The 17,146-nt window shown below is 72.2% G+C and carries 18 protein-coding genes; 11 read left to right on the top strand and 7 right to left on the bottom strand.

Features of this window, described 5'->3' with window-relative positions:
- Positions 1-85 precede the first annotated feature (85 nt).
- Complete coding sequence (locus ACFVXH_RS39580) at positions 86-1,732, top strand: restriction endonuclease fold toxin-2 domain-containing protein (RefSeq protein WP_387831020.1); 1,647 nt, start codon at positions 86-88, stop codon at positions 1,730-1,732.
- Positions 1,732-2,121: a hypothetical protein gene (locus ACFVXH_RS39575; RefSeq protein WP_387831019.1), complete on the top strand. Its 390-nt coding sequence runs from the start codon at positions 1,732-1,734 to the stop codon at positions 2,119-2,121. The genes ACFVXH_RS39580 and ACFVXH_RS39575 overlap by 1 nt, the downstream gene beginning before the upstream one ends.
- A gap of 51 nt (positions 2,122-2,172) precedes the next feature.
- Here ACFVXH_RS39575 and ACFVXH_RS39570 read toward each other — a convergent pair whose 3' ends face one another.
- The 4 genes from ACFVXH_RS39570 to ACFVXH_RS39555 all read right to left on the bottom strand — a co-directional run bounded on the left by ACFVXH_RS39570 (position 2,173) and on the right by ACFVXH_RS39555 (position 5,255).
- Positions 2,173-3,003: a hypothetical protein gene (locus tag ACFVXH_RS39570; protein ID WP_387831018.1), complete on the bottom strand. Its 831-nt coding sequence runs from the start codon at positions 3,001-3,003 to the stop codon at positions 2,173-2,175.
- Positions 3,004-3,071: 68 nt separating this feature from the next.
- Entirely contained in the window at positions 3,072-3,755 is a 684-nt protein-coding gene (locus tag ACFVXH_RS39565; protein ID WP_387831017.1) for a hypothetical protein, read from the bottom strand.
- A gap of 297 nt (positions 3,756-4,052) precedes the next feature.
- Positions 4,053-4,262 (bottom strand): hypothetical protein, encoded by a 210-nt coding sequence (locus ACFVXH_RS39560; RefSeq protein ID WP_387831016.1) that lies wholly within the window; start codon positions 4,260-4,262, stop codon positions 4,053-4,055.
- A 411-nt stretch (positions 4,263-4,673) separates the two neighbouring features.
- Positions 4,674-5,255 (bottom strand): DUF6368 family protein, encoded by a 582-nt coding sequence (locus ACFVXH_RS39555; protein WP_387831015.1) that lies wholly within the window; start codon positions 5,253-5,255, stop codon positions 4,674-4,676.
- A 310-nt stretch (positions 5,256-5,565) separates the two neighbouring features.
- On the opposite strand from ACFVXH_RS39555, the gene ACFVXH_RS39550 reads away from it, so the two are divergent.
- The 6 genes from ACFVXH_RS39550 to ACFVXH_RS39525 all read left to right on the top strand — a co-directional run bounded on the left by ACFVXH_RS39550 (position 5,566) and on the right by ACFVXH_RS39525 (position 10,516).
- Positions 5,566-6,207 carry a hypothetical protein gene (locus ACFVXH_RS39550; RefSeq protein ID WP_387831014.1) on the top strand — a complete coding sequence of 214 codons (642 nt, stop codon included), beginning with the start codon at positions 5,566-5,568 and terminating at the stop codon, positions 6,205-6,207.
- The gene (locus ACFVXH_RS39545) at positions 6,204-6,935 is read left to right on the top strand and encodes a hypothetical protein (protein ID WP_074006203.1); all 732 of its coding nucleotides are present in this window, start codon (positions 6,204-6,206) and stop codon (positions 6,933-6,935) included. The genes ACFVXH_RS39550 and ACFVXH_RS39545 overlap by 4 nt, the downstream gene beginning before the upstream one ends.
- 333 nt (positions 6,936-7,268) lie before the next feature.
- A complete protein-coding gene (locus tag ACFVXH_RS39540) occupies positions 7,269-8,198 on the top strand; it encodes a hypothetical protein (protein WP_387831013.1) in 930 nt (309 codons plus the stop codon).
- The gene (locus tag ACFVXH_RS39535; protein ID WP_387831012.1) at positions 8,195-8,419 is read left to right on the top strand and encodes a hypothetical protein; all 225 of its coding nucleotides are present in this window, start codon (positions 8,195-8,197) and stop codon (positions 8,417-8,419) included. The genes ACFVXH_RS39540 and ACFVXH_RS39535 overlap by 4 nt, the downstream gene beginning before the upstream one ends.
- A 571-nt stretch (positions 8,420-8,990) precedes the next feature.
- Positions 8,991-9,638: an RNA polymerase sigma factor gene (locus tag ACFVXH_RS39530; protein WP_387831011.1), complete on the top strand. Its 648-nt coding sequence runs from the start codon at positions 8,991-8,993 to the stop codon at positions 9,636-9,638.
- On the top strand, positions 9,635-10,516 hold the full coding sequence (locus tag ACFVXH_RS39525; RefSeq protein ID WP_387831010.1) for a hypothetical protein: 882 nt from the start codon (positions 9,635-9,637) through the stop codon (positions 10,514-10,516). The genes ACFVXH_RS39530 and ACFVXH_RS39525 overlap by 4 nt, the downstream gene beginning before the upstream one ends.
- A gap of 463 nt (positions 10,517-10,979) precedes the next feature.
- On the opposite strand, the gene ACFVXH_RS39520 is transcribed toward ACFVXH_RS39525, so the two are convergent.
- Positions 10,980-11,432 carry a hypothetical protein gene (locus ACFVXH_RS39520; RefSeq protein WP_387831009.1) on the bottom strand — a complete coding sequence of 151 codons (453 nt, stop codon included), beginning with the start codon at positions 11,430-11,432 and terminating at the stop codon, positions 10,980-10,982.
- 205 nt (positions 11,433-11,637) lie between these two features.
- Between ACFVXH_RS39520 and ACFVXH_RS39515 the strand changes: the two genes are divergently transcribed.
- From ACFVXH_RS39515 to ACFVXH_RS39505, 3 genes are all read left to right on the top strand, one after another.
- Positions 11,638-13,224: a hypothetical protein gene (locus tag ACFVXH_RS39515; protein ID WP_387831008.1), complete on the top strand. Its 1,587-nt coding sequence runs from the start codon at positions 11,638-11,640 to the stop codon at positions 13,222-13,224.
- Between the two features lie 196 nt (positions 13,225-13,420).
- A complete protein-coding gene (locus tag ACFVXH_RS39510) occupies positions 13,421-13,693 on the top strand; it encodes a hypothetical protein (RefSeq protein WP_387831007.1) in 273 nt (90 codons plus the stop codon).
- Positions 13,694-13,791: 98 nt separating this feature from the next.
- Entirely contained in the window at positions 13,792-15,585 is a 1,794-nt protein-coding gene (locus tag ACFVXH_RS39505) for an ATP-dependent endonuclease (RefSeq protein WP_387831005.1), read from the top strand.
- Positions 15,586-15,726: 141 nt separating this feature from the next.
- On the opposite strand, the gene ACFVXH_RS39500 is transcribed toward ACFVXH_RS39505, so the two are convergent.
- Positions 15,727-15,936 (bottom strand): hypothetical protein, encoded by a 210-nt coding sequence (locus tag ACFVXH_RS39500; RefSeq protein WP_387831003.1) that lies wholly within the window; start codon positions 15,934-15,936, stop codon positions 15,727-15,729.
- A 370-nt stretch (positions 15,937-16,306) separates the two neighbouring features.
- The gene (locus ACFVXH_RS39495) at positions 16,307-16,897 is read right to left on the bottom strand and encodes a hypothetical protein (RefSeq protein ID WP_387831001.1); all 591 of its coding nucleotides are present in this window, start codon (positions 16,895-16,897) and stop codon (positions 16,307-16,309) included.
- Positions 16,898-17,146 lie beyond the last annotated feature (249 nt).

The following is a 17,146-nucleotide window of genomic DNA, read 5'->3' as shown; positions in this document are numbered from 1 at the left end:
CGTCCCGGGGCCAAGGGGTTGCTGCCTCGGCCTGGCGGGGTAGGCGGGAAAGGGTTGGGAGCCGTCGTGGGGGAGGAGCGAGCGGTTGGGTGACGCGGCGCAAGGGGGAGGGTTCGAGGTCGATCCGGACGTGGTGTTCCGGGCGTCGGTGCAGTTCCTCGGGTCGAAGGACTTCGTCTTCGGCATCGCCTCGGGGGTGGCGGGCGACCTGGCGTCCTCGGCGGGGATGGCCGGTGACGACACGATCGCCCACAACTTCGCGAAGAAGTACGAGCCGGCGGCCAAGATCGTGGTGAAGGCGATCGGGACGGCAGGGCAGGGCATGGCGACGATCTCCAGCCGCCTGCTGACGATGGCCGCCGGCTACCTGGCCGTCCAGGACTCGGTGGCCGCCGCGTTCACCGGGAAGATCAACACGTCGGCGCCGCTGGCCAAGGGCGCCCAGCAGTGCGACGAGAGCCAGGCGCACAACAGCCTGCCGATGGTCACCGGCTCGAAGGAGGTCCACGAGATCCCGGTGATCGGCAAGTTCTGGCCCCAGGGCGACCCGAAGCGCCTGCGCGGCGCGGCCCAGGTGTGGGCGCAGTGCGCCTCGGTCGTCGACACGGCGCAGCGCAACGCGGGCCGGCACGCCGCCGGGGTGATGGAGAGGTGCACCGGTGCGGCGTTCGAGGGCTTCGCGTCGTACGCGGCGACGGTGTTCGACCCGTGCCCGCCGGGCGGCACCGCGGTGGCGGCGTCGCAGCCGTTGATGGTGAACATCTCGGCGGCCTGCCGGGAGCTGCAGGCGATCTGCGAGCAGTACGCGCAGGCGATCGAGTCGTGCCAGGACACGCTGATCGGGCTCGGGGTCGCCGCCGGGGTCGTCACCACGGCCGGGGTGGTCCTCACGTTCTTCACGTTCGGTGCCTCGGACGCGGCCGCGGCGGCCGCCGACGCGGCCCTGGCCGCGGACGCCGCGCTGGCCGCCGAGGCGCTCGCCGCGGCGGAGGCGGAGCTGGCCGCGGCCGCGGCGGTCGCGGAGGCCGAGGCGGTCGTCTCCTCCATGGCGTCGCGCCTGGTGGTGCTCGCCGGGACGACCGCCGCAGTGAGCGCGGTGCCGGCCGTGACGGGCGTCGACTCGGCGGGCGCGGCCACGCCGTCCGACCCGGGGGGCCAGCAGCCCGCGGGCGACGGGACCGGGGCGGCCGGCGGGCAGGGGCCGCTCGCCAACCCGCTCGTCGGGCCGATCCCCCCGCCCAAGCCGCCGCCCTACCCGCTCTACGACGGGGCGCAGCAGATGGCGGCCAGGACGTGGATCGAGGGGCTGCCGGAGCGGGCGCCGAACTACGGGACGGCGGAGGACCGCGCCTACCAGGTGTACACGGCGGGCCGGCCCGAGCGGCGGGCGCAGGGCGCGGACGGCAAGGAGGTCTGGGCGGACGGATACCGGCCGGCCGACGGCGCGCTCATCGACGCGAAGAACGTCCGCAAGACGGGCTGCAGCCCGCGGTCGCTGAAGGGCCTGCAGGAGGACGACTTCAAGACCGGGCTCGTGCTGGACAAGGACGAGGACGAGCTCGCCCGCTACCAGGGCGCCATCGACAACCCGGCGAACCACGCCCAGTACCTTGAGGTCGACACACCCGATCCGGCGACGGTGGGCTACTGGCAGTACCTGCTGGCCAAGCACCATGTGAAGAGCAACGTCCGCGTCGTCACCATGCCCGCGCCGGAGCCCGAGGAGGGCTGATGGACACCATCCACCTTGCGGCGGCTCCAGGGACCACCTGGGCGCTGGCGCCGCAGGACGCCGAGGACCACCTCCGTGCCCGCTTCCCCGACCTGCGGGCCTGGCAGGAACAGGCGCCCGCCAGCGGGAAGGACTACGTCACCTTCCAGGTCGACCTCGACGGGGCGAGCCGGCGCGGCAGCTACTTCGCGCGCGGCCACCTGATCCTGGACGACGGCGACGCCGACCTGTGGGCCGACACCGCGGCCTGGTTCCTCGGCCTCCTGCCGGCCGACGCCCGGGCGATCGCCATGATCGAATCGAACCCGGACAGCGTGCGCACCATCCCTCCGGGCGCCGACGCCGCGCAGGTCCGCGAGATCCTGCGCTCGCTCTTCGACGTCGAGTAGCCGCGTCGGCGCGGCGGCGCGGCGACGGGGCGGTGGACGGTCCGGCCGGCGTCAGGTGAAGTCGACGAGCTGGCCGCGGTCGACCCGGGTGAGGTCGAGCGTGGCGACGACGGCCAGGTGGTCGCTGTGGTCGTGCTCGATCACCCTGTAGTCCACGGCGGCCGGGGTGAGCGCCGGGGTCACGTGGATCTGGTCGACGCGCAGGCCGCCGTGCTTGCCGGTGGCCCGCCGCAGAGCGGGGTCCCGTCGGGCGTCGGCGAGGTGGGCGGCGACGTCGGTGAGGTCGGCGTCGCGCAGCACCCGGCCGACGGCGCGGTTGCTGACCCAGGGGTCGTCGGGGTGCTCGCGGGGGAGGCAGCGGGAGGCCCGGTTGTAGGGCTTGACCTTGGTCCAGTCGATCTCCGGGTCATCGAACGTGGGGTGGTTGACGTCTCCGGCGATCAGGCCGATGCCGCCGTGGCGGTAGACGCGGGCGGCGAGGATCTGGGCCTCGACGGCGGCCTGCTGGGTGGAGTAGGGGATGAGGTGGGCGCTGACGGCGACGAGCGGGGCGGGCAGGTGGGCGGCGATGCCCCAGGCGGCGATCCGGGCGGCGGCGTACCCGTGATGCAGGTCGCCGGCGTACCGGGCCTCGACGTCCTCGACCCGCAGGTGCGCGGGGTCCCAGGCGACGGCGACCGGACGGCCGCTGCGCGAGGGCGCGACGTACAGCTCCATGCCGAGCGCCGCGCGGGCGGCAGCGGCCCGGCCGGGGTCCTGGAGGTGGTCGGCTTCCTGGAGGAGCAGCAGCTGGGGGCCGATCTGGCGGATCACGTCGATGATCCCGTCCCACCGGCGGGCGTCCGGCCCGTACTGGATGTTCTGGCTCATCACCGTCAGCATGCGTGCACGCTACAGGCGGTCCGTCCCGTGCGTCCCGGCCTCGTGCCGTCGGGGCGCGGATCGCGCGGTCACCCGAAGGAGAGCAGCTCGTGGGCGGGGGGTCCCTCCGGCAGCTGGCGGCGGTCGAGTCCGGCCACGGTGCGGGCGAGGCCGAGCAGGGCCGGTCCTGCCTCCGCGGGCTCGCCCTCACCGGGCCGAAGCAGCGCCGCGTAGGCGTACGCCACAGTGTCGACCCAGGTGCGGGTGTGGTGGCGGCGCCACGGGACGGCGTACCCGATGGCCCCTGACAGGACCCTCGCGGTGAGCGACCCGTCGGCGGCGTCGGCGTCGCGGACGATGAGTCGGGCGGCGGCGTGGTCCGCGTTCAGGGTGGGAGCCCAGGCCCCGTCGGTGAAGCAGGCCTGCGTCCGGGCGACGACGTCCGCGGCCCGGCCGGAGCAGGGCGCCGTTCCCGTGCTGGCCGCTGCGGTGATCACCTGCCGCATGGCGGCGACGCCGCTGTCGCCGGTGAACGGGTGCCGGATCCCGCAGGCGCCGCAGAGCAGTTCCAGCTCGTCGGCCCACCTGCCGTGGGCGAGCAGCCGCTGGTTCCCGCAGCGGCACCGCAGCACCTTCTCGCCGTGCAGGGCCCAGGGCTCGTTGGTGTCGTCGTACGTCCAGCTGGTGTAGGGGACGTACGCCGCGTCGACGGTCACCCGCCAGAGCTGGTCGGGGTCCCGGGTGGGCGGCGTCGCGGCCGGAGCGGTCGTCAAGTGGGCCTCCTTGCTGGTGTCCCCTCTACCTACCACAGGAACCCGGCAGGGGTGGGCGGTTGGAGGGGAGCGGGCAACGGCGCTGTGGGAGAGCCGGTCGGCGGTGCCGCAGGACAGAGCGTGTCCGGCCCCCCGGGGCCGTGGCCGGACCCGGCCGTTTCACGGGGCCGGCTTGCCCGGTGTCGGGCGCCGCCGTGTGCGGCGAGGACCGCCGGGCCCGGACAGGCGGGTGGCCGGCACGCACCGTCAGGGCCGGGACAGCAGAGGCTGTCCCGGCCCTGTGCTGGTTCCGGGCCGTCAGGCGTCGGCGTCGGCGCTGGCGACCAGGCCGCCGGGGCCGAGCGGCCGGCGGGCGCCGCGCACGGGCGGCTGTACGGGGCCGCCCGCGGGGGGCAGCGGGACCTGGGCCCGTTCCACTGCGGTCAGCCGGGCCTCCGGCGACACCTGGGCGGGTTCGGCCGGGGTTTCGGGGGATGGGCGCCACAGCGGGCGCCGGTCGGAAGTCATGATCGACAGTCTGGCAGTTCCCCCTCGGGGGCGAGGGCTGTTCGGTGGCAACACCGGGGCCGTGCGTGGTGATTCGCCCGGTGACCGGCTCCGGGCGCGGGTGGTGGTCGGACCGGGACGGGGCCGAGGTCGCCGAGCGCGGGGGCGGCCTCCGGCGCTCTGCGCCCAGCAACGCAGAGCGCCACCCCATCGTCCTGCCCACGCTCCTCCCGCGGGTGCGGCATCGACATCGCGCCCTCGACGCGGCGTGAGCCGGGACACGATAGTTGGAACCAGGGTGGTGTGCTGACCTGGCGATTCCGACCTTGCGGGACACGCTTGTTGGAACCACCTGGTCACGCTTCTTGCAACCGGCGGCGGATTGCCATTCATGTTGGAACCAGGTCTGAAAAGCAGTTCGACACTGAGGCGCTACTTGACCAGGTGGAAGTCTGGATGTTGCAGCCAGGCTTCCAGAAACGCCGCATCTCCGACGTGTCGAAGCCACCGGCCCCCGCCCCAGGTGTCATAGGAGACCTCCGAGAGCCTTCCCGGGAGAACTGACGCCAGTGCTCTCGCCCGGGTCAGGACTGCCTCGTTCCTCGTGTCGTCTCCTTCGGCGGGGCGGCTGCTCAGGAGGCCGTCGAAGTCGACCGGTGCATCGAGACGGCGGGCGAGAGCGAGCACCAGGTGGCCGAGCAGCATGTGGTTCACCGGGCCCGAGCATCCGGCACCGACTACCAGCCCCTGCACCGGTGGACGCGAGAACGCCGAGTAGTCCTCGTCCTCGGCAGGTATCTCCTCGTCCTCCGACAGGAAGAACACGCCGACGCCAGCCGGGTCGAAGGCCGGCAGGCCCAGGACGGAACCGTCTCGCACCCAGAAGTCCACGTCGCCGTCGGCCTTGGTCTCCACCGGCTCGCAGAAGGTCTCCAACCACGGGACCACATCGGCCAGGATGTCCGCGAACCCGCGTGGTTCGAAGAGCCACAGTCCAACCGCCGGTCCCGACATGCCACCCCCAGAGCTTCGTGGCCCAGGTGCCACTGGGCCCGGTTCTATCAGGTCCCGGCGGCGGGCATCTGATCATTTGGGGCACAGTCAAAGCTCAAGATCGATTCCAGTGCTGGCCGCTCCGGTTCCAACAACCGTGACCAAGTTCCAACTACCGCGTCACGGCTCACGGCGGATGCGAACCCCGGACGACCTTGGTGGCAGTCTGCATGCTCAAGTGACACCCATCGCGATCCGGCACAGCCGGTGCCTGGCGGCATCGGGGTGGCTGACGCTTGATCACTCGAACACATGCTCGAATAATGAGGGTATGACCGCCGCTGTCCCGTTCTCCAGCCGCCCGCACCAGCCCGGCGCGCAGCCGGGCGACGCCGTGCGGGCGCCCCGGGAACTGATGACGCTGCCTGGGCTGCACCACGACGTGCGGCGCTGGCACCTGGTCGAGGTCCGGCTCGGCGGCGGATGGAGGCCCGCGCTGCTGAGCGTCTGGCGGCGCCCGCCCGCCGGCACCGGCTGGGTCGCCCACGTCCGCTGGGGCCCGGACGGGCCGGGCCCGGGCAAGGAGGAATGGGCCTGGCTGCTGTTCGACGAGGCCACGATCCGCCCGCTGTCCGAACCCGCGGCCCCCGTCCTGCCGAAGGACGCCGTCACGGTGCCGTCGGAGATGATCGGCGCGCCCGCCGCGGACGACTCCGGCCGCTGCTGGCGCCTGGCCTGGGTCCGCGTGGATGGCCGCTGGCGCTCCGGAGTGGTCACCGAGCGGCGCCGTCCCGCGCCCGACCTGCCGTGGATCGTCCACGCGCGCTGGGGCGAGGACCGCCAGGCCGCCTGGGTGGTCGCCGACCCGGCCACGGTGCGCCCGATCCCCGACGAAGCGCGGGACGCCTCGCCGGGCGAGGCCGTCGTACCCGAGCCGGCCGCACAGCCCTCCTCCGCCGGGGCGGACCGGTGAGCGGCCGGATCGCCGCCGTACCCGCACCGGCCGGACCGGAGCGCGGAGAGCGGCTGGCGGCCATGCTGGAGGAGACCAGCCCGCAGGCCCGCCGCGCTCGCGTCGAAGCCGCCACCCGGCCGGTCCTGCCCGCTCTGGAACCGCTCCTGCCGGACGGCCGCCTGCCCAAGGGCGCCGTCGTCGAGGTCCTCGACACCGCCCTGCTCCTCGCGACCGCGGCTGGCCCGGCCGCCGCGTCCGACACCCTCTGGACCGCGATCATCGGCTGGCCCGACCTCGGACTCGCCGCCGCCCGCGCCTACGGCCTCCCCTGGGAGCGCACCCTGCTGGCCGACGAACCCGGCGACCACTGGGCCGAGACCGCCTCCGTCCTCGCCGACGCCTGCGACACGATCATCCTCAAACCCACCAGCACCCCCGCACCGCGCCAGCTCGCCCGCCTCGAACAACGCCTGCGCACCACCGGCACCACCCTCCTCACCCCCCTCCCCTGGCCCGGCACCGCCCAGCTGCGCCTGACGGTGAGCGAATCGGTCTGGAGCGGACTCGGGGACGGCCACGGGGCCCTGGAGTCCCGGACAGTCGCCGCCCGTTGCACGGGGAGAGGCCGGGCAGGGCGGCCGCGCGAGGTGCACCTGCTGCTGCCGGACGGGGACGGAGGGGCGAGCACGGCACCCTCCAGGACGGTCGGATGGCTGCCCGCGACGGTCAGCGCCACCGGTTCCTGAGGCGGGACGGGCCAGCCGTTGGGCGGGCCGGTCCGACAGCTGGATCCGCAGGTGGAACGGGTGGCCCGTGCGTACGGCTGCTGGGCGGGATAACAGCATGGCGGCCGCGTGGGTCGCGGAGAAGGTCCTGGCGGCCGCTGCGGGGACGGTGGTATCAGACGAACCATCAGCACTCCATCGGACGTTCAGCGGACACCGCGAGCGGGGGTGGCAGCACCGATTCTGATATGTGATCCAAGTCACAAAAAAATCTTCAAGATCTTTGCCGGATCCGCCCATCGCCGTCCCCAGAGGGTGGGGGAACCTCCCCGGAATACGGAGGAACGAGAAGAGATGACCACGACGAGCCAGTCCTGCGCCCTTCCGGCCGGACTCGCCGCGCTCGCCGAGCCCACCGGCTGGCCCGGCCGAGCCGTGAAGTGCATGGAGCCCGAGATGGGAACCGAGGCCAGCGGCCAGGTTGCCAGCGAGATCGCGACCCCGCTGCTGCTGGGCGGCCCCGGCATGTTCTTCATCCCGGCCGGCCCCTTCGAGATCGCCTGGACCTACCGGAAGGTCGAGTTCATCCTCAACGGGCCGAACCTGCTGAGGCACGCCAGCTTCGGGTTCATCGCGTTCGAGGTGGAGCCGCCGACGAAGGAGATGCTCCTGGCGGCCCTCGCGGCCCGGTGGGCCGCGATCGTGGGCGACTACGCGGCCGTCGACGACTTCACCCGCAATGTCCTCGGTCACCGGAAGGCCGAGGAGTGGCGGGATGCGGTGATCAGCGGGCTGCTCGACGACTGGGTCGACCGCCTGGGCGGCTACCTGACCGACCCGGAGCTGCTGAGGATCCTGCGCGCCTACACCGCCACCGAGCGCCAACGATGGACGGAGCTGTGGGAGCACCGGCTCGGCGGCTTCCATCGGCGAGCACCCGACGGCACCGTCCGCGCGAGCAAGGGTAAGCGGGTGTGGCTGCTGGAGACGCCGAACCGCGACGGCGTGACGGTCCGGGACGTGTATCCGGACAAGCCCGCCCCCGGCGCTCTCGCCCTGGACCACGACTTCACGGACCCCCGGGTCGACGCCGTGCTCTGCGGCCTGGACACGACGGAGGCCGCCATCGCCAACCTCTGGGCCTCCCGCAAGGCCACCTGGGCCGACGCCGCCCTCGACCTCGGCCTGCCCGCCGCCTACGGGGACCGGGTCCGCCGCAAGCTCGGCCGCCTCGGCGACCGGCACACCGAGCGCGCCCTCGCCGCCGCGGAGGCGACCCGATGAGCCGCCGCCCGCCCGCCCCGGAGGCGGAGCGCGGCCTGCTGCTGCGCGTGCCGGCCGCGCCGACCTGCACCGCGATGGCCGGCACCGGCTCGGTTGGCGGCGCGCTGCTGTCGGGCACGGTGCCGCCGGACTCCCCGCTGGTGTGGCCGCTGGTCGTCCTCGCTCTCGGCTCCATGGCCTACGACCTCGGCGTCAGGGCCCTGCGGCGGCGCGGTAGCTGACGGAGGGGACGGGAGGGGAACCCGGCCCGGCCACGGGCCGTCGTCCCCGGCCTGCCGACGGCGACGACGGCGGGCCACGGGGGTGGTGCCGGGCCGGGGATGACGGGCCGCGGGGCGCGGGGGATCGGGTCTGACCGCTTCCGCGCTCGTGGGTCGTCCCGGTACGCAGCGCCTGACCGGAAGTGGGGAGTGACCTCCGTCACATTTCGTGACGGAGGGTAGTTGACTGTGAGTCAACTGTCAGCGGGGGGCGCTGGGGTGCGATCAGCCGGAACGTATTTCCGGGAGGGGTGCGCCGCTCGCGCCAGTTGCTCTCCGTGTCCACCAGTGATCTTTGAGTGAAATTAGTTCGGTCGGGGTGCGTGAACGGGAGACGTCGACCGCTTGACTGTCGGCAGGCCACAACGTGGCGCCGGCGGGGCAACACCTCGCCAGATTGCGACAAGCAAGGACAACTCCCTATGAACCGCACCTACATTCGACCCGCACCCGAGCGCAGAGAGGAACACCCCCCTCCGTCCACCGGGCACCGCTCCGGGCGCCCGGGCCCGGGCCGCCCGTGGGGGGCCTGATGAGCGAGGAACTGCGCGCCATAGGCCCGGAGCCCGCCCGTGACCCGGACGCCGGGCAGTCGGCCACGCCCGCCGTGGACCTGCCGGTGAACCTGCCCATCGACTACGAGGCGTTCACCCTGACCTACCGCGGCCGCTACCTGCGGGTCGCCGAGGAGATCCTCGGGGACCGGGCGGCCGCCGAGAAGGTCGTCCACCAGGTCCTCGTCCAGATCGCGACCCACTGGCCCCAGCTCCTGGCCGGCCCCGACGTCGTGGTCACCGCCTGGGGCCTGCTCTGCCACGCCCTGCGCTTCGAGGTCCGCCGCCGCGAGAGCGACCCCGAACTCCTCGCCCGTCTCGAACGCCTGCGCGTCATGCTCGCGCAGATGCGCGCCGCCCTGCCCGACTTCTACACCGTCGACGACGACGGCCGCGTCCAGACCGGCCTCTTCGAGCAGCTCGGCAGGCTCACCCCCCGCCAGTTCGACATCGTCATCCTCCGGGCGGCGAAGAGGTCGACGTTCTTCATCGCCTGGTTCCTGGGTACGCACCCCAGCACCGTGGACCGCAACCTCAAGCGCGCCCTCGCCCAACTGGAGGAGGGGCTGCGCCCCGCGCGTGTCCTGAAGTCCGCCCGCCCGACCCGCAGAGGAGCACGCCGGTGAACGAGCCCATCGCCGGTCCCCCGGAAGCCCACGCCCACGTCCCTGGACCGTTCGCCGAGTACGAGCAGGACCTGGAGATCCTCGCCGACGACGGCGCCGGCACGCACGCCTGGCCGGTCCACTACCTCGCCGGCGGAGGCCGGGCCGACGTCGCGCTCGACCTGGTCCTCGCCGAGCGCGACAGCGCCGTCCCGGCCGGCGAGGCCCCGGGCGGCCCCGGCTTCGCGCAGGCCCTGCGCGCGATCGCCGCCGACGTGGCCCGCCACCGGGCCGGCCTCTACGAGGAGCCGGAGTGGTGGCGCGACTACGACGGCGCCCGCCTCGGCCTGGACTCCCTGTCCCGCGACGCGGTCTGCAGCCCCAAGGCCTCCGCCATGCTCGCCCGCTTCGCCCACGAGGAGAGCCGTGCTCACGCCGTCGTCTTCGACAGCTGGGTCGACGCGGACATCGAGATCGAGGGTGCGCGGATCTTCGGCTGCCTGCTCCACCTGGCCGGACACCCCGTCAGCGCGGCGTTCTGGTGGCGGATCGCCGCCGGTGCCGGCGACCAGCGCGCCGCCTTCGCCCTCTACCTCCAGCACCTCGGGGCGGGTGAGCTCGACGAGGCCCAGTGGTGGCTGGCCCAGGCCTGCCAGGCCGCCGACGGCCACGGCGCCGCCCCCGGTCTGCCGCCGATGCCCGGCTACTACCGGACCCTGCCCACCGTGATGGGGCCCTGGCGCACCGCCGAGAACTCCAAGCCCGCCGCCTCGCTCGCCCGGGAAGTCGGCCGCCTGGTCGAGGACAACGACGAGGCCGGGGCCGACATCGACGGCATCGCCCGCCGCCCCGGACCCGGCCTGGCCAGTCGGCTCGAAGAACTCGCCGGCCACCGGTGACGCCTGCCCCGGGACGCCCGGACTGATCCGTGTGACCGCCCTGATCCCGCCCCGACACCGCACCATCGGCCACCGGAGGTTGTCTTGGCGAATCGTCGCCGCAAACGCCGCGAGACGGAGCACACCATACCCGTCGCCAAGCCCGTGCCCCATAAGATGTCCTGGCGCGACCTGTTCGTGGCCGTGCTGCCCCCGCTGCTCGCGCAGCTGCTGCTCGCGGCCGCCAAGGCTGGCCTCGGCGTGGGGCCCGGCCCCATGTAGCAGAATCAGGCCCCAGATGACGGTCTGAGAGAAGGCTGTCCGGCCCACCCTGAAAGCGGGCCGGACAGCCTTCGCGCGTTCGCGGCCGGACCTGCCGACCAGGCCCCACACCGGACAGTTGGCCCTATAGCGAACGGCCTCGGCCGGATGTAGGCGGGGCCGCTGAAGCGGAGGCGACGGACACTAGAGGGAGACGGGGCGGCTACACCCAACTCCGTACTCGGTTCCATGCCCGTCGCCACAACCCGGGCCTGTGCGTGGTCTCAAGCACATCGGCGACGGCGGTTTCCACTTCGTCCATGAAGCGGGCTCGCAGGTAGTCCTGCCAGCTCTGGGCCGGACCGCCAACCCCGGCATGCATATCTTGATTTACCCGAGTCAGCACGGCCCCGGTCTGATCTGCGGCCAGTTCCCGCATCAGCGGCAGATAGTGCGGGGGCAGCACGGCCAAGCGCAGCGCCAGATCTCTGGTCTTGATGAAATCCTCGGGCGTCGGTCCCATGGCTGTCGAGATGGTCATCAGCTCGCCCAGGTAGAAGTCCGCTCGCCGCTCGGAGACAAGATCCTTCCGCGAGGTCACGAGTTGCCACATCGCCAGCAGGATGGCCGCCAGGGCTATCAGGTCGCCAAGGCCCATCTCGTTCTTCCACGTCACGGGCGAACCATAGCGAAGCCGGCCTGGAACACCTGACCCCTCTCTGGGGTCGCCTTGCCGGACCCGGTGCCGCGCCACGCAGCCCGTCGGCTCTCGCTGTGCAGGGTCCGCTGCGCATGAGCGTTCCCGGCTTGCGGAGCACCCGCCGCCCTCCCGCATTGCCCCGGGGCGAAATGGCAGTGATCACGGGGCGTAGCATCCGGGCATGAGTTTCTCCCCGGGGGTAAATATGGTGGCGGTCGAGCCGATGCTGTTCGGCGGGCCGGTCTGCGTGAAGTGCGGTACCGAGCTCCCGCCCTCCAAGGGATCGGGCAGACCGAAGAAGTACTGCTCCAAGGCGTGCTCGAAGAAGGCCGAGCGGGACCGGGAGGCCGAGAAGATCCAGCAGCTGAAAGCAGACCTCAGAGCGGCCGAATCGCCCCGGGAGGAAACCGGCCCTCTCGACGGCCCGGTCGACGACCCGGTGGCGGCCGAGCTCCTTGGCCTGGGCGAGGAGCTGGCGCGGGCCGACCGCCGGCTGCTGCTCCAGCTCGATCGCGCCGCCCGGGACGGCGATCCGGCCCTTGCCCGCCAAGCCCTCACTGACGTCCTGCACTCCGCCCACTTCGTGACGCAGCGCCACCACGAGTTGGTGGAGCAACTGCGCACCGAGCACTCCGCCTTCCTCCCCGAGGCGAAACAACCCGCCACAGGGCCGCACCAATCACCCCGGGGTGAAACCGCGACCGCTCTCGGACCCGCCCCCAAGACCATCGGCGCGGCGCCGGCCGCCGCGGTTGTCCCGCCCCCGGCCACCACGGACCCGCAGACGCCGAGCGGGCCGACGAACGGATCGCCCCGGGATGAAACGACCACGAGACAGGTCACCCCCGGCAGCGACCTTCCGACCCAGGTTGCCCCCCGGGGAGAAACCACGCCCACCCCGGAAACGACCACCCCCGCTCCCGCTGCTCCCCGGGGAGAAAACCCCCTCACCAGCAGCACGTCCCGGCGCGTGCCCGCCCGGCCGACCCCGACCGCCACAGTCCCCCACCCCGACGACACCGAGCTACAGCCCGACGCGGTGCTGCGCGCCACCGCCGATCCGGTGCGCCGCTTCGGCCCGCCGGACCGCACAGATGACCTCACCTACTCCTTCGGCCCGGGCTGGACGGCGACGTCCTGGTCGGCACCGGAGACCGCCGGGATACGCCAGCTGCACCAGCACGGTGTGCGGGCCGGCTGGGCCGCACCGCTCCGCCAGGGGCCGCGGGGAGGGGGCGGCTGGATCGCGGTGCTGCTCCTGGCCGACGGCCGCACCGAACCGATCCTCGACGACACCGGCAGGGCCCACACCTTCCGCGACCAGGGCCCGGCACTGGAGGCGGTGCGCGGCGGGCGGACCACCCCGCCGGTCACTGCCGCCCGTACCCCGGACGCCGACCGCCCGGCACCCCGGACCGAGGGATGGATCGGCCCACGTATGCCCGAGCCGGGAACGGTCGCGGTGCCGCGAGACCCGCTACGGCGCGGCCTGCCCCGCAGCAGGGACGTCCACATCCCCCTCGACCCGGCGACCTTCGGCTACAACTGGGTGCTCTCGGGCTGGACGGTGCAGCCCGACGTCATGGTGGTCCTCGGTGAGGGCTACCCGGTGGGCTGGGTCGAGCGCGGCCTCGACGGCAGCAGCGGCTGGGTCGCCGTGCACGAGGGCTACTTCCTCGGAGACCCGGCCACCCAGCAGGCCGCCGTCCACGACACCCCGGAACTGGCTGCCCGCATCGTCCACCACGCCCACGTCCAGGACCTCTGAGCGGCCCCGGCCGGAACGGCCCGCCTCCAAACCGGGGAGCGGGCCGACGGTCCGGGCACGCCGCCGCTCCCTGGCCCGCCGGCCAGGACCAGGGCCACGGCGGCCAGGGCGCCGGGCTCGAACCGGCCTGGTGGTGACCCCGGCAGTGCCCGGATTCGCCCGCGCGGTGTCGGTGCCGGCTGGGAGGCTGGACGGCATGGACGACGAGGCACTGCTGCGGGGCCGGGTCTACGGCGCCGACCACGACGACCCCGACCCCGGCCCCCGACACGGCCATGTGTACCGCGAGCTCGTCGGCGGCCCGCTCGACGGCCTCCTCCTGGACGTCACCGGCTGGGACGCCGACCGGCTCGGCGACGGCGCCGCGCTGGCCACCGAGATCGGCAAGTACGGCGCCGGCGGCCGCGCCCACTACGAACCCCGCGCCGCCGACCCGGCCCGCTGGGACTGGGCCGGCGACACCCCCTGACCAGAACCCCGCCCGCTGACCTTAGAAACCCCTGCCGGACAGTCAGGGTCTCGCGGTACCGTGGCGCCCCCTCATGAACCATGAACAAGGGATCAACCGTGGCGTTCTCGTTCCGCGTCGACAAGATGAACCTCACCGACGGCACCGTCGTCTCCGCCCCGGCCAACGGGATGACGGTATTCATCGGCCCTAACAACAGCGGTAAGTCCCGGTTGCTGGGAGAAATCGCCGGCCATCTTGCCAGCTACCCCGGACCGGCCGCCACGTCCCAGTGGCTGAGCCAAATGGAAATCGAGGCCGAGGGGACAGCAGAGGATTTCCTTCAATATCTACACAGCGTCGGAATGGTGCCCCGCGTCCGGCCGGGTAGTGAGCCTGCCTATCCTCTGCAAAGCCGCCATGTCACCCCGATGACCGAAATGGGAACCCCAGAGCACATGCTGACGGCGTGCTGGAACAGCCGTACCTACGGACAGATCGCTTCTCAGCTGTTGTCGACGCAGTGGACCGGCGACCGGCTGCAGGACCAGACGAGCTCCAGCCAGTTGAACCGGCTGAACCCGCCGTCCCACCCCACCCAGTACCTCAGGACCGCGCCGTCGGCGCTCGCGGAGTTCTCCCGACTGATCGAGAGTGCCTTCGGCACCCCGATCTCGATGAACCGCCTCGACGAGCAGGGCCTTCGGCTCACTATCGGCGACCCGGAACTCCCCGCCGACGCGGACCCTGCCTCCTATGAGTACTGGGACACCTACAGGGCCCTGCCTGGAGTCGCGGACCAGGGCGACGGCTTCCGCAGCTTCATCAACCTCCTCCTCCACACGCTCGTGCGGCCCACGCCCGTCATCGTCATAGACGAGCCCGAAGCCTTCCTCCACCCACCACAGGCACGGCTCCTCGGCCGCATCCTCGCTGAGCGCACCCCCTCCCCGTGCCAGGTGTTCGTCGCCACCCACAGCGCCGACTTCCTCAGCGGCGTCCTCGAAGCCACCACCAAACCGGTAGCCCTCGTCCGACTCACCCGTACACCAGCAGGCCCCCGCGCGAACCAACTGGACCCCGAAGACGTCGCCAGCATCCTCCGAACCCCCATGCTGCGCTACTCCAACATCATTGCCGGTCTTTTCCACGACGGCGTCGTGCTCGGAGAATCCGCCGGGGACTGCCAGTTCTACGCCGCAACCATCGACGCGCTCAAGAGCGACGACCACCCCAGCGACAATCTGGTATTCCTCCACACCAGTGGCAAACACCTCCTCGCCGACACCGCAGCCAGGCTGCGCCAATGCGGAATACCCGTCGCAGTGATCGCCGACCTGGACCTTCTCAATAACAAGGAAACACTGAAAACGGCCCTCTCTGCCGCAGGCGGAGACTGGGAGAAAATTTCGGCTGACTTCGAAACCCTCGACCGAAACATGCGTGACGAGAAAACCGTGATTACCGCTGCTGCGGTAAAGAGGCGGATCCTTGAGGTTCTCGGAGACCCGAAGGACGGCACCCTACTCACCGAGAAACAGATCGACGAAATCAGAGGTATGATCAAGGCCACCAGCAGCTGGGCCAACCTCAAGAAAGCGGGCCTCCCGCACCTCAGCGGTTCTCCGGCCTACATGGCGACCAGGAGGATCTTCGAGGCCCTCGCCGACCGAGGTATCTTCGCGGTGCCAGTTGGAGAACTCGAAAAATGGGTTCCTGAGGTGGCAGTGAGGAAAAACCGATGGCTTACCTACGTTTTCGAGAATGGTCACCACCTCAGGCCGTCCGATGACCTGCGCCGGTTCTGTGAACGGATCACAAGCTATCTGAGTACCGCTCCTGAACGGCCAGCTCCGCAGGCCGACTCGGCTGGGAACAGACCGCAGCCGCGAGGTCATCGGCCTGCACCGTAGGGCGCCGGCATCCGGGCCCGGCCTCGATGACGAGGCCGGGCCCGCCGGGGACGACACCGTTGTGCCACGACCGGCACGGCGGGCGGCGCCGGTGTACTGAAGAGGCAGAGGGGCGCACCCTGGGGGTGCGCCCCATCACTGTCAGGTCAGGCCGAGTGCTGTGAACACGACGAGCGAGACCGCCACGGCGGTCCCGAACGCGCCCAGCCCGGCGAGGAAGGCGGCGCTGATCGAGTGCTCCTGCACTGAGGTGAGGATGCCGACCACGACGGCCACCAGGAGGGAGGCGAGGATCGCCACGAGGACCCACACGCGCCTGTTCGGTGGGGTTGCGGACTGCTGGCTGCTCACGGGCATCTTCCTTCGAACGGGAAGGATGGCCAGATCAGAGCAGCAAAGGGCAGCCTCAACCTGACCACCCAAGGATGGTCTGGTTGAGATCTGCCAGCGCTTCAGAACCTCAATGCGTGTGACGCTGTATTCGGAGCCAGAGCGGGGCCGTCCGCGGATCTGTCAACTGACTGATCCTAATTTGTCTTCTATGGCGACTACTTGCCTGGTCTCGAATTCGGCACCCAGTGTGCGCTGTTGGATGCCGCAGGCAGCCTACCACCAGGATCGGCGGCACCAAGCGGGCCTCGCGGACCTGGTCGGCACCACCTCTGCGGTCGCCCGCCTCCGCCCGCCGGACGCGGTGAGCGGAGGGCCGGATGTCACGCCGTCATGACGCCACATCACCAGGCCCGTCGCCGCCGGGTGCTCCGGCGATGGTGGTGCGGCCGGCGGCGAGGGCCTGGTTGAGGCGCTCCGCGAGTCGGGGCAGCTGGGTGACGGGGCATCCGTAGGTGATGGTGCGCGGCATCGCGAGCGCGATCGCCCCGACGGCCGCCAGGACGAGGCCCTCCTGGACGCCGAGCCCGTCGCCGAGCAGGACGAAGCCGTCGAGCACCACCGTGGTCTCCGCTGGCACCCCGCCGCTCTCGCCGTCTTCCGGGTCCAGGTCCCGGCCACAGGCGAGGACGGCGGCCGCGAACTCGGTCAGGTCCCGGTTGCCGGTGCGCGTGGCCAACTCGGCCACCCACGCACCGGCCCGCTCGGTCGCGCGCTCGGCCGCCTCCAGCGCGGCGGCGAGCTCGGCGCGCTCCAGCGCCTCCGCCCGCTCGTCCTCGGCCCGCCGCTCCGGGTCGGGCTGCGCGCGGGCGGCGAAGGCGGCCCGCTCGACGGCGAGGGCCGAGGGCGCGACGTCGACGTCGACGTCGACGTCGGGGCGGGGGCGGGGGCCGGCCGGGCCGGGGAAGTGGAGGAGAGTCATGACCGGCCCAACCTCCGGTCGGCCGAACGGGTTACGGGCGCGGCGGCCGGGGCGCTCCCCGCGAGTCCTGGCGTGGGTCCTGGCGTGGCTCCTCCCCTGGGTCCTGACGTGGGTCCTGACGTGAGCCCCCCACCGACGGCGCGCCGTTCGCGTTACGCCTGAGCCAGGCGGTCCGGGCCCGTTCGGCCCGGCGGCTGGCACCAGCGGCTGCGCGCCGTCCCGCCCGCTGTCTAGGGTGCTTCGACGGCC

The sequence above is a fragment of the Kitasatospora sp. NPDC058184 genome (assembly GCF_042883725.1).
Lineage (GTDB): Bacteria > Actinomycetota > Actinomycetes > Streptomycetales > Streptomycetaceae > Kitasatospora.
This window is presented reverse-complemented; position numbering and strand designations above follow the sequence as displayed.

Excerpts from the sequence above, each read along its gene's own strand:
- ACFVXH_RS39570 (WP_387831018.1), bottom strand. The coding sequence starts at position 3,003 with ATGCTGACGGTGATGAGCCAGAACATCCAGTACGGGCCGGACGCCCGC.
- ACFVXH_RS39560 (WP_387831016.1), bottom strand. The coding sequence starts at position 4,262 with ATGACTTCCGACCGGCGCCCGCTGTGGCGCCCATCCCCCGAAACCCCG.
- ACFVXH_RS39540 (WP_387831013.1), top strand. The coding sequence starts at position 7,269 with ATGACCACGACGAGCCAGTCCTGCGCCCTTCCGGCCGGACTCGCCGCG.
- ACFVXH_RS39515 (WP_387831008.1), top strand. The coding sequence starts at position 11,638 with ATGAGTTTCTCCCCGGGGGTAAATATGGTGGCGGTCGAGCCGATGCTG.
- ACFVXH_RS39535 (WP_387831012.1), top strand. The coding sequence starts at position 8,195 with ATGAGCCGCCGCCCGCCCGCCCCGGAGGCGGAGCGCGGCCTGCTGCTG.
- ACFVXH_RS39495 (WP_387831001.1), bottom strand. The coding sequence starts at position 16,897 with ATGACTCTCCTCCACTTCCCCGGCCCGGCCGGCCCCCGCCCCCGCCCC.
- ACFVXH_RS39550 (WP_387831014.1), top strand. The coding sequence starts at position 5,566 with ATGACCGCCGCTGTCCCGTTCTCCAGCCGCCCGCACCAGCCCGGCGCG.
- ACFVXH_RS39575 (WP_387831019.1), top strand. The coding sequence starts at position 1,732 with ATGGACACCATCCACCTTGCGGCGGCTCCAGGGACCACCTGGGCGCTG.
- ACFVXH_RS39555 (WP_387831015.1), bottom strand. The coding sequence starts at position 5,255 with ATGTCGGGACCGGCGGTTGGACTGTGGCTCTTCGAACCACGCGGGTTC.
- ACFVXH_RS39510 (WP_387831007.1), top strand. The coding sequence starts at position 13,421 with ATGGACGACGAGGCACTGCTGCGGGGCCGGGTCTACGGCGCCGACCAC.
- ACFVXH_RS39530 (WP_387831011.1), top strand. The coding sequence starts at position 8,991 with ATGAGCGAGGAACTGCGCGCCATAGGCCCGGAGCCCGCCCGTGACCCG.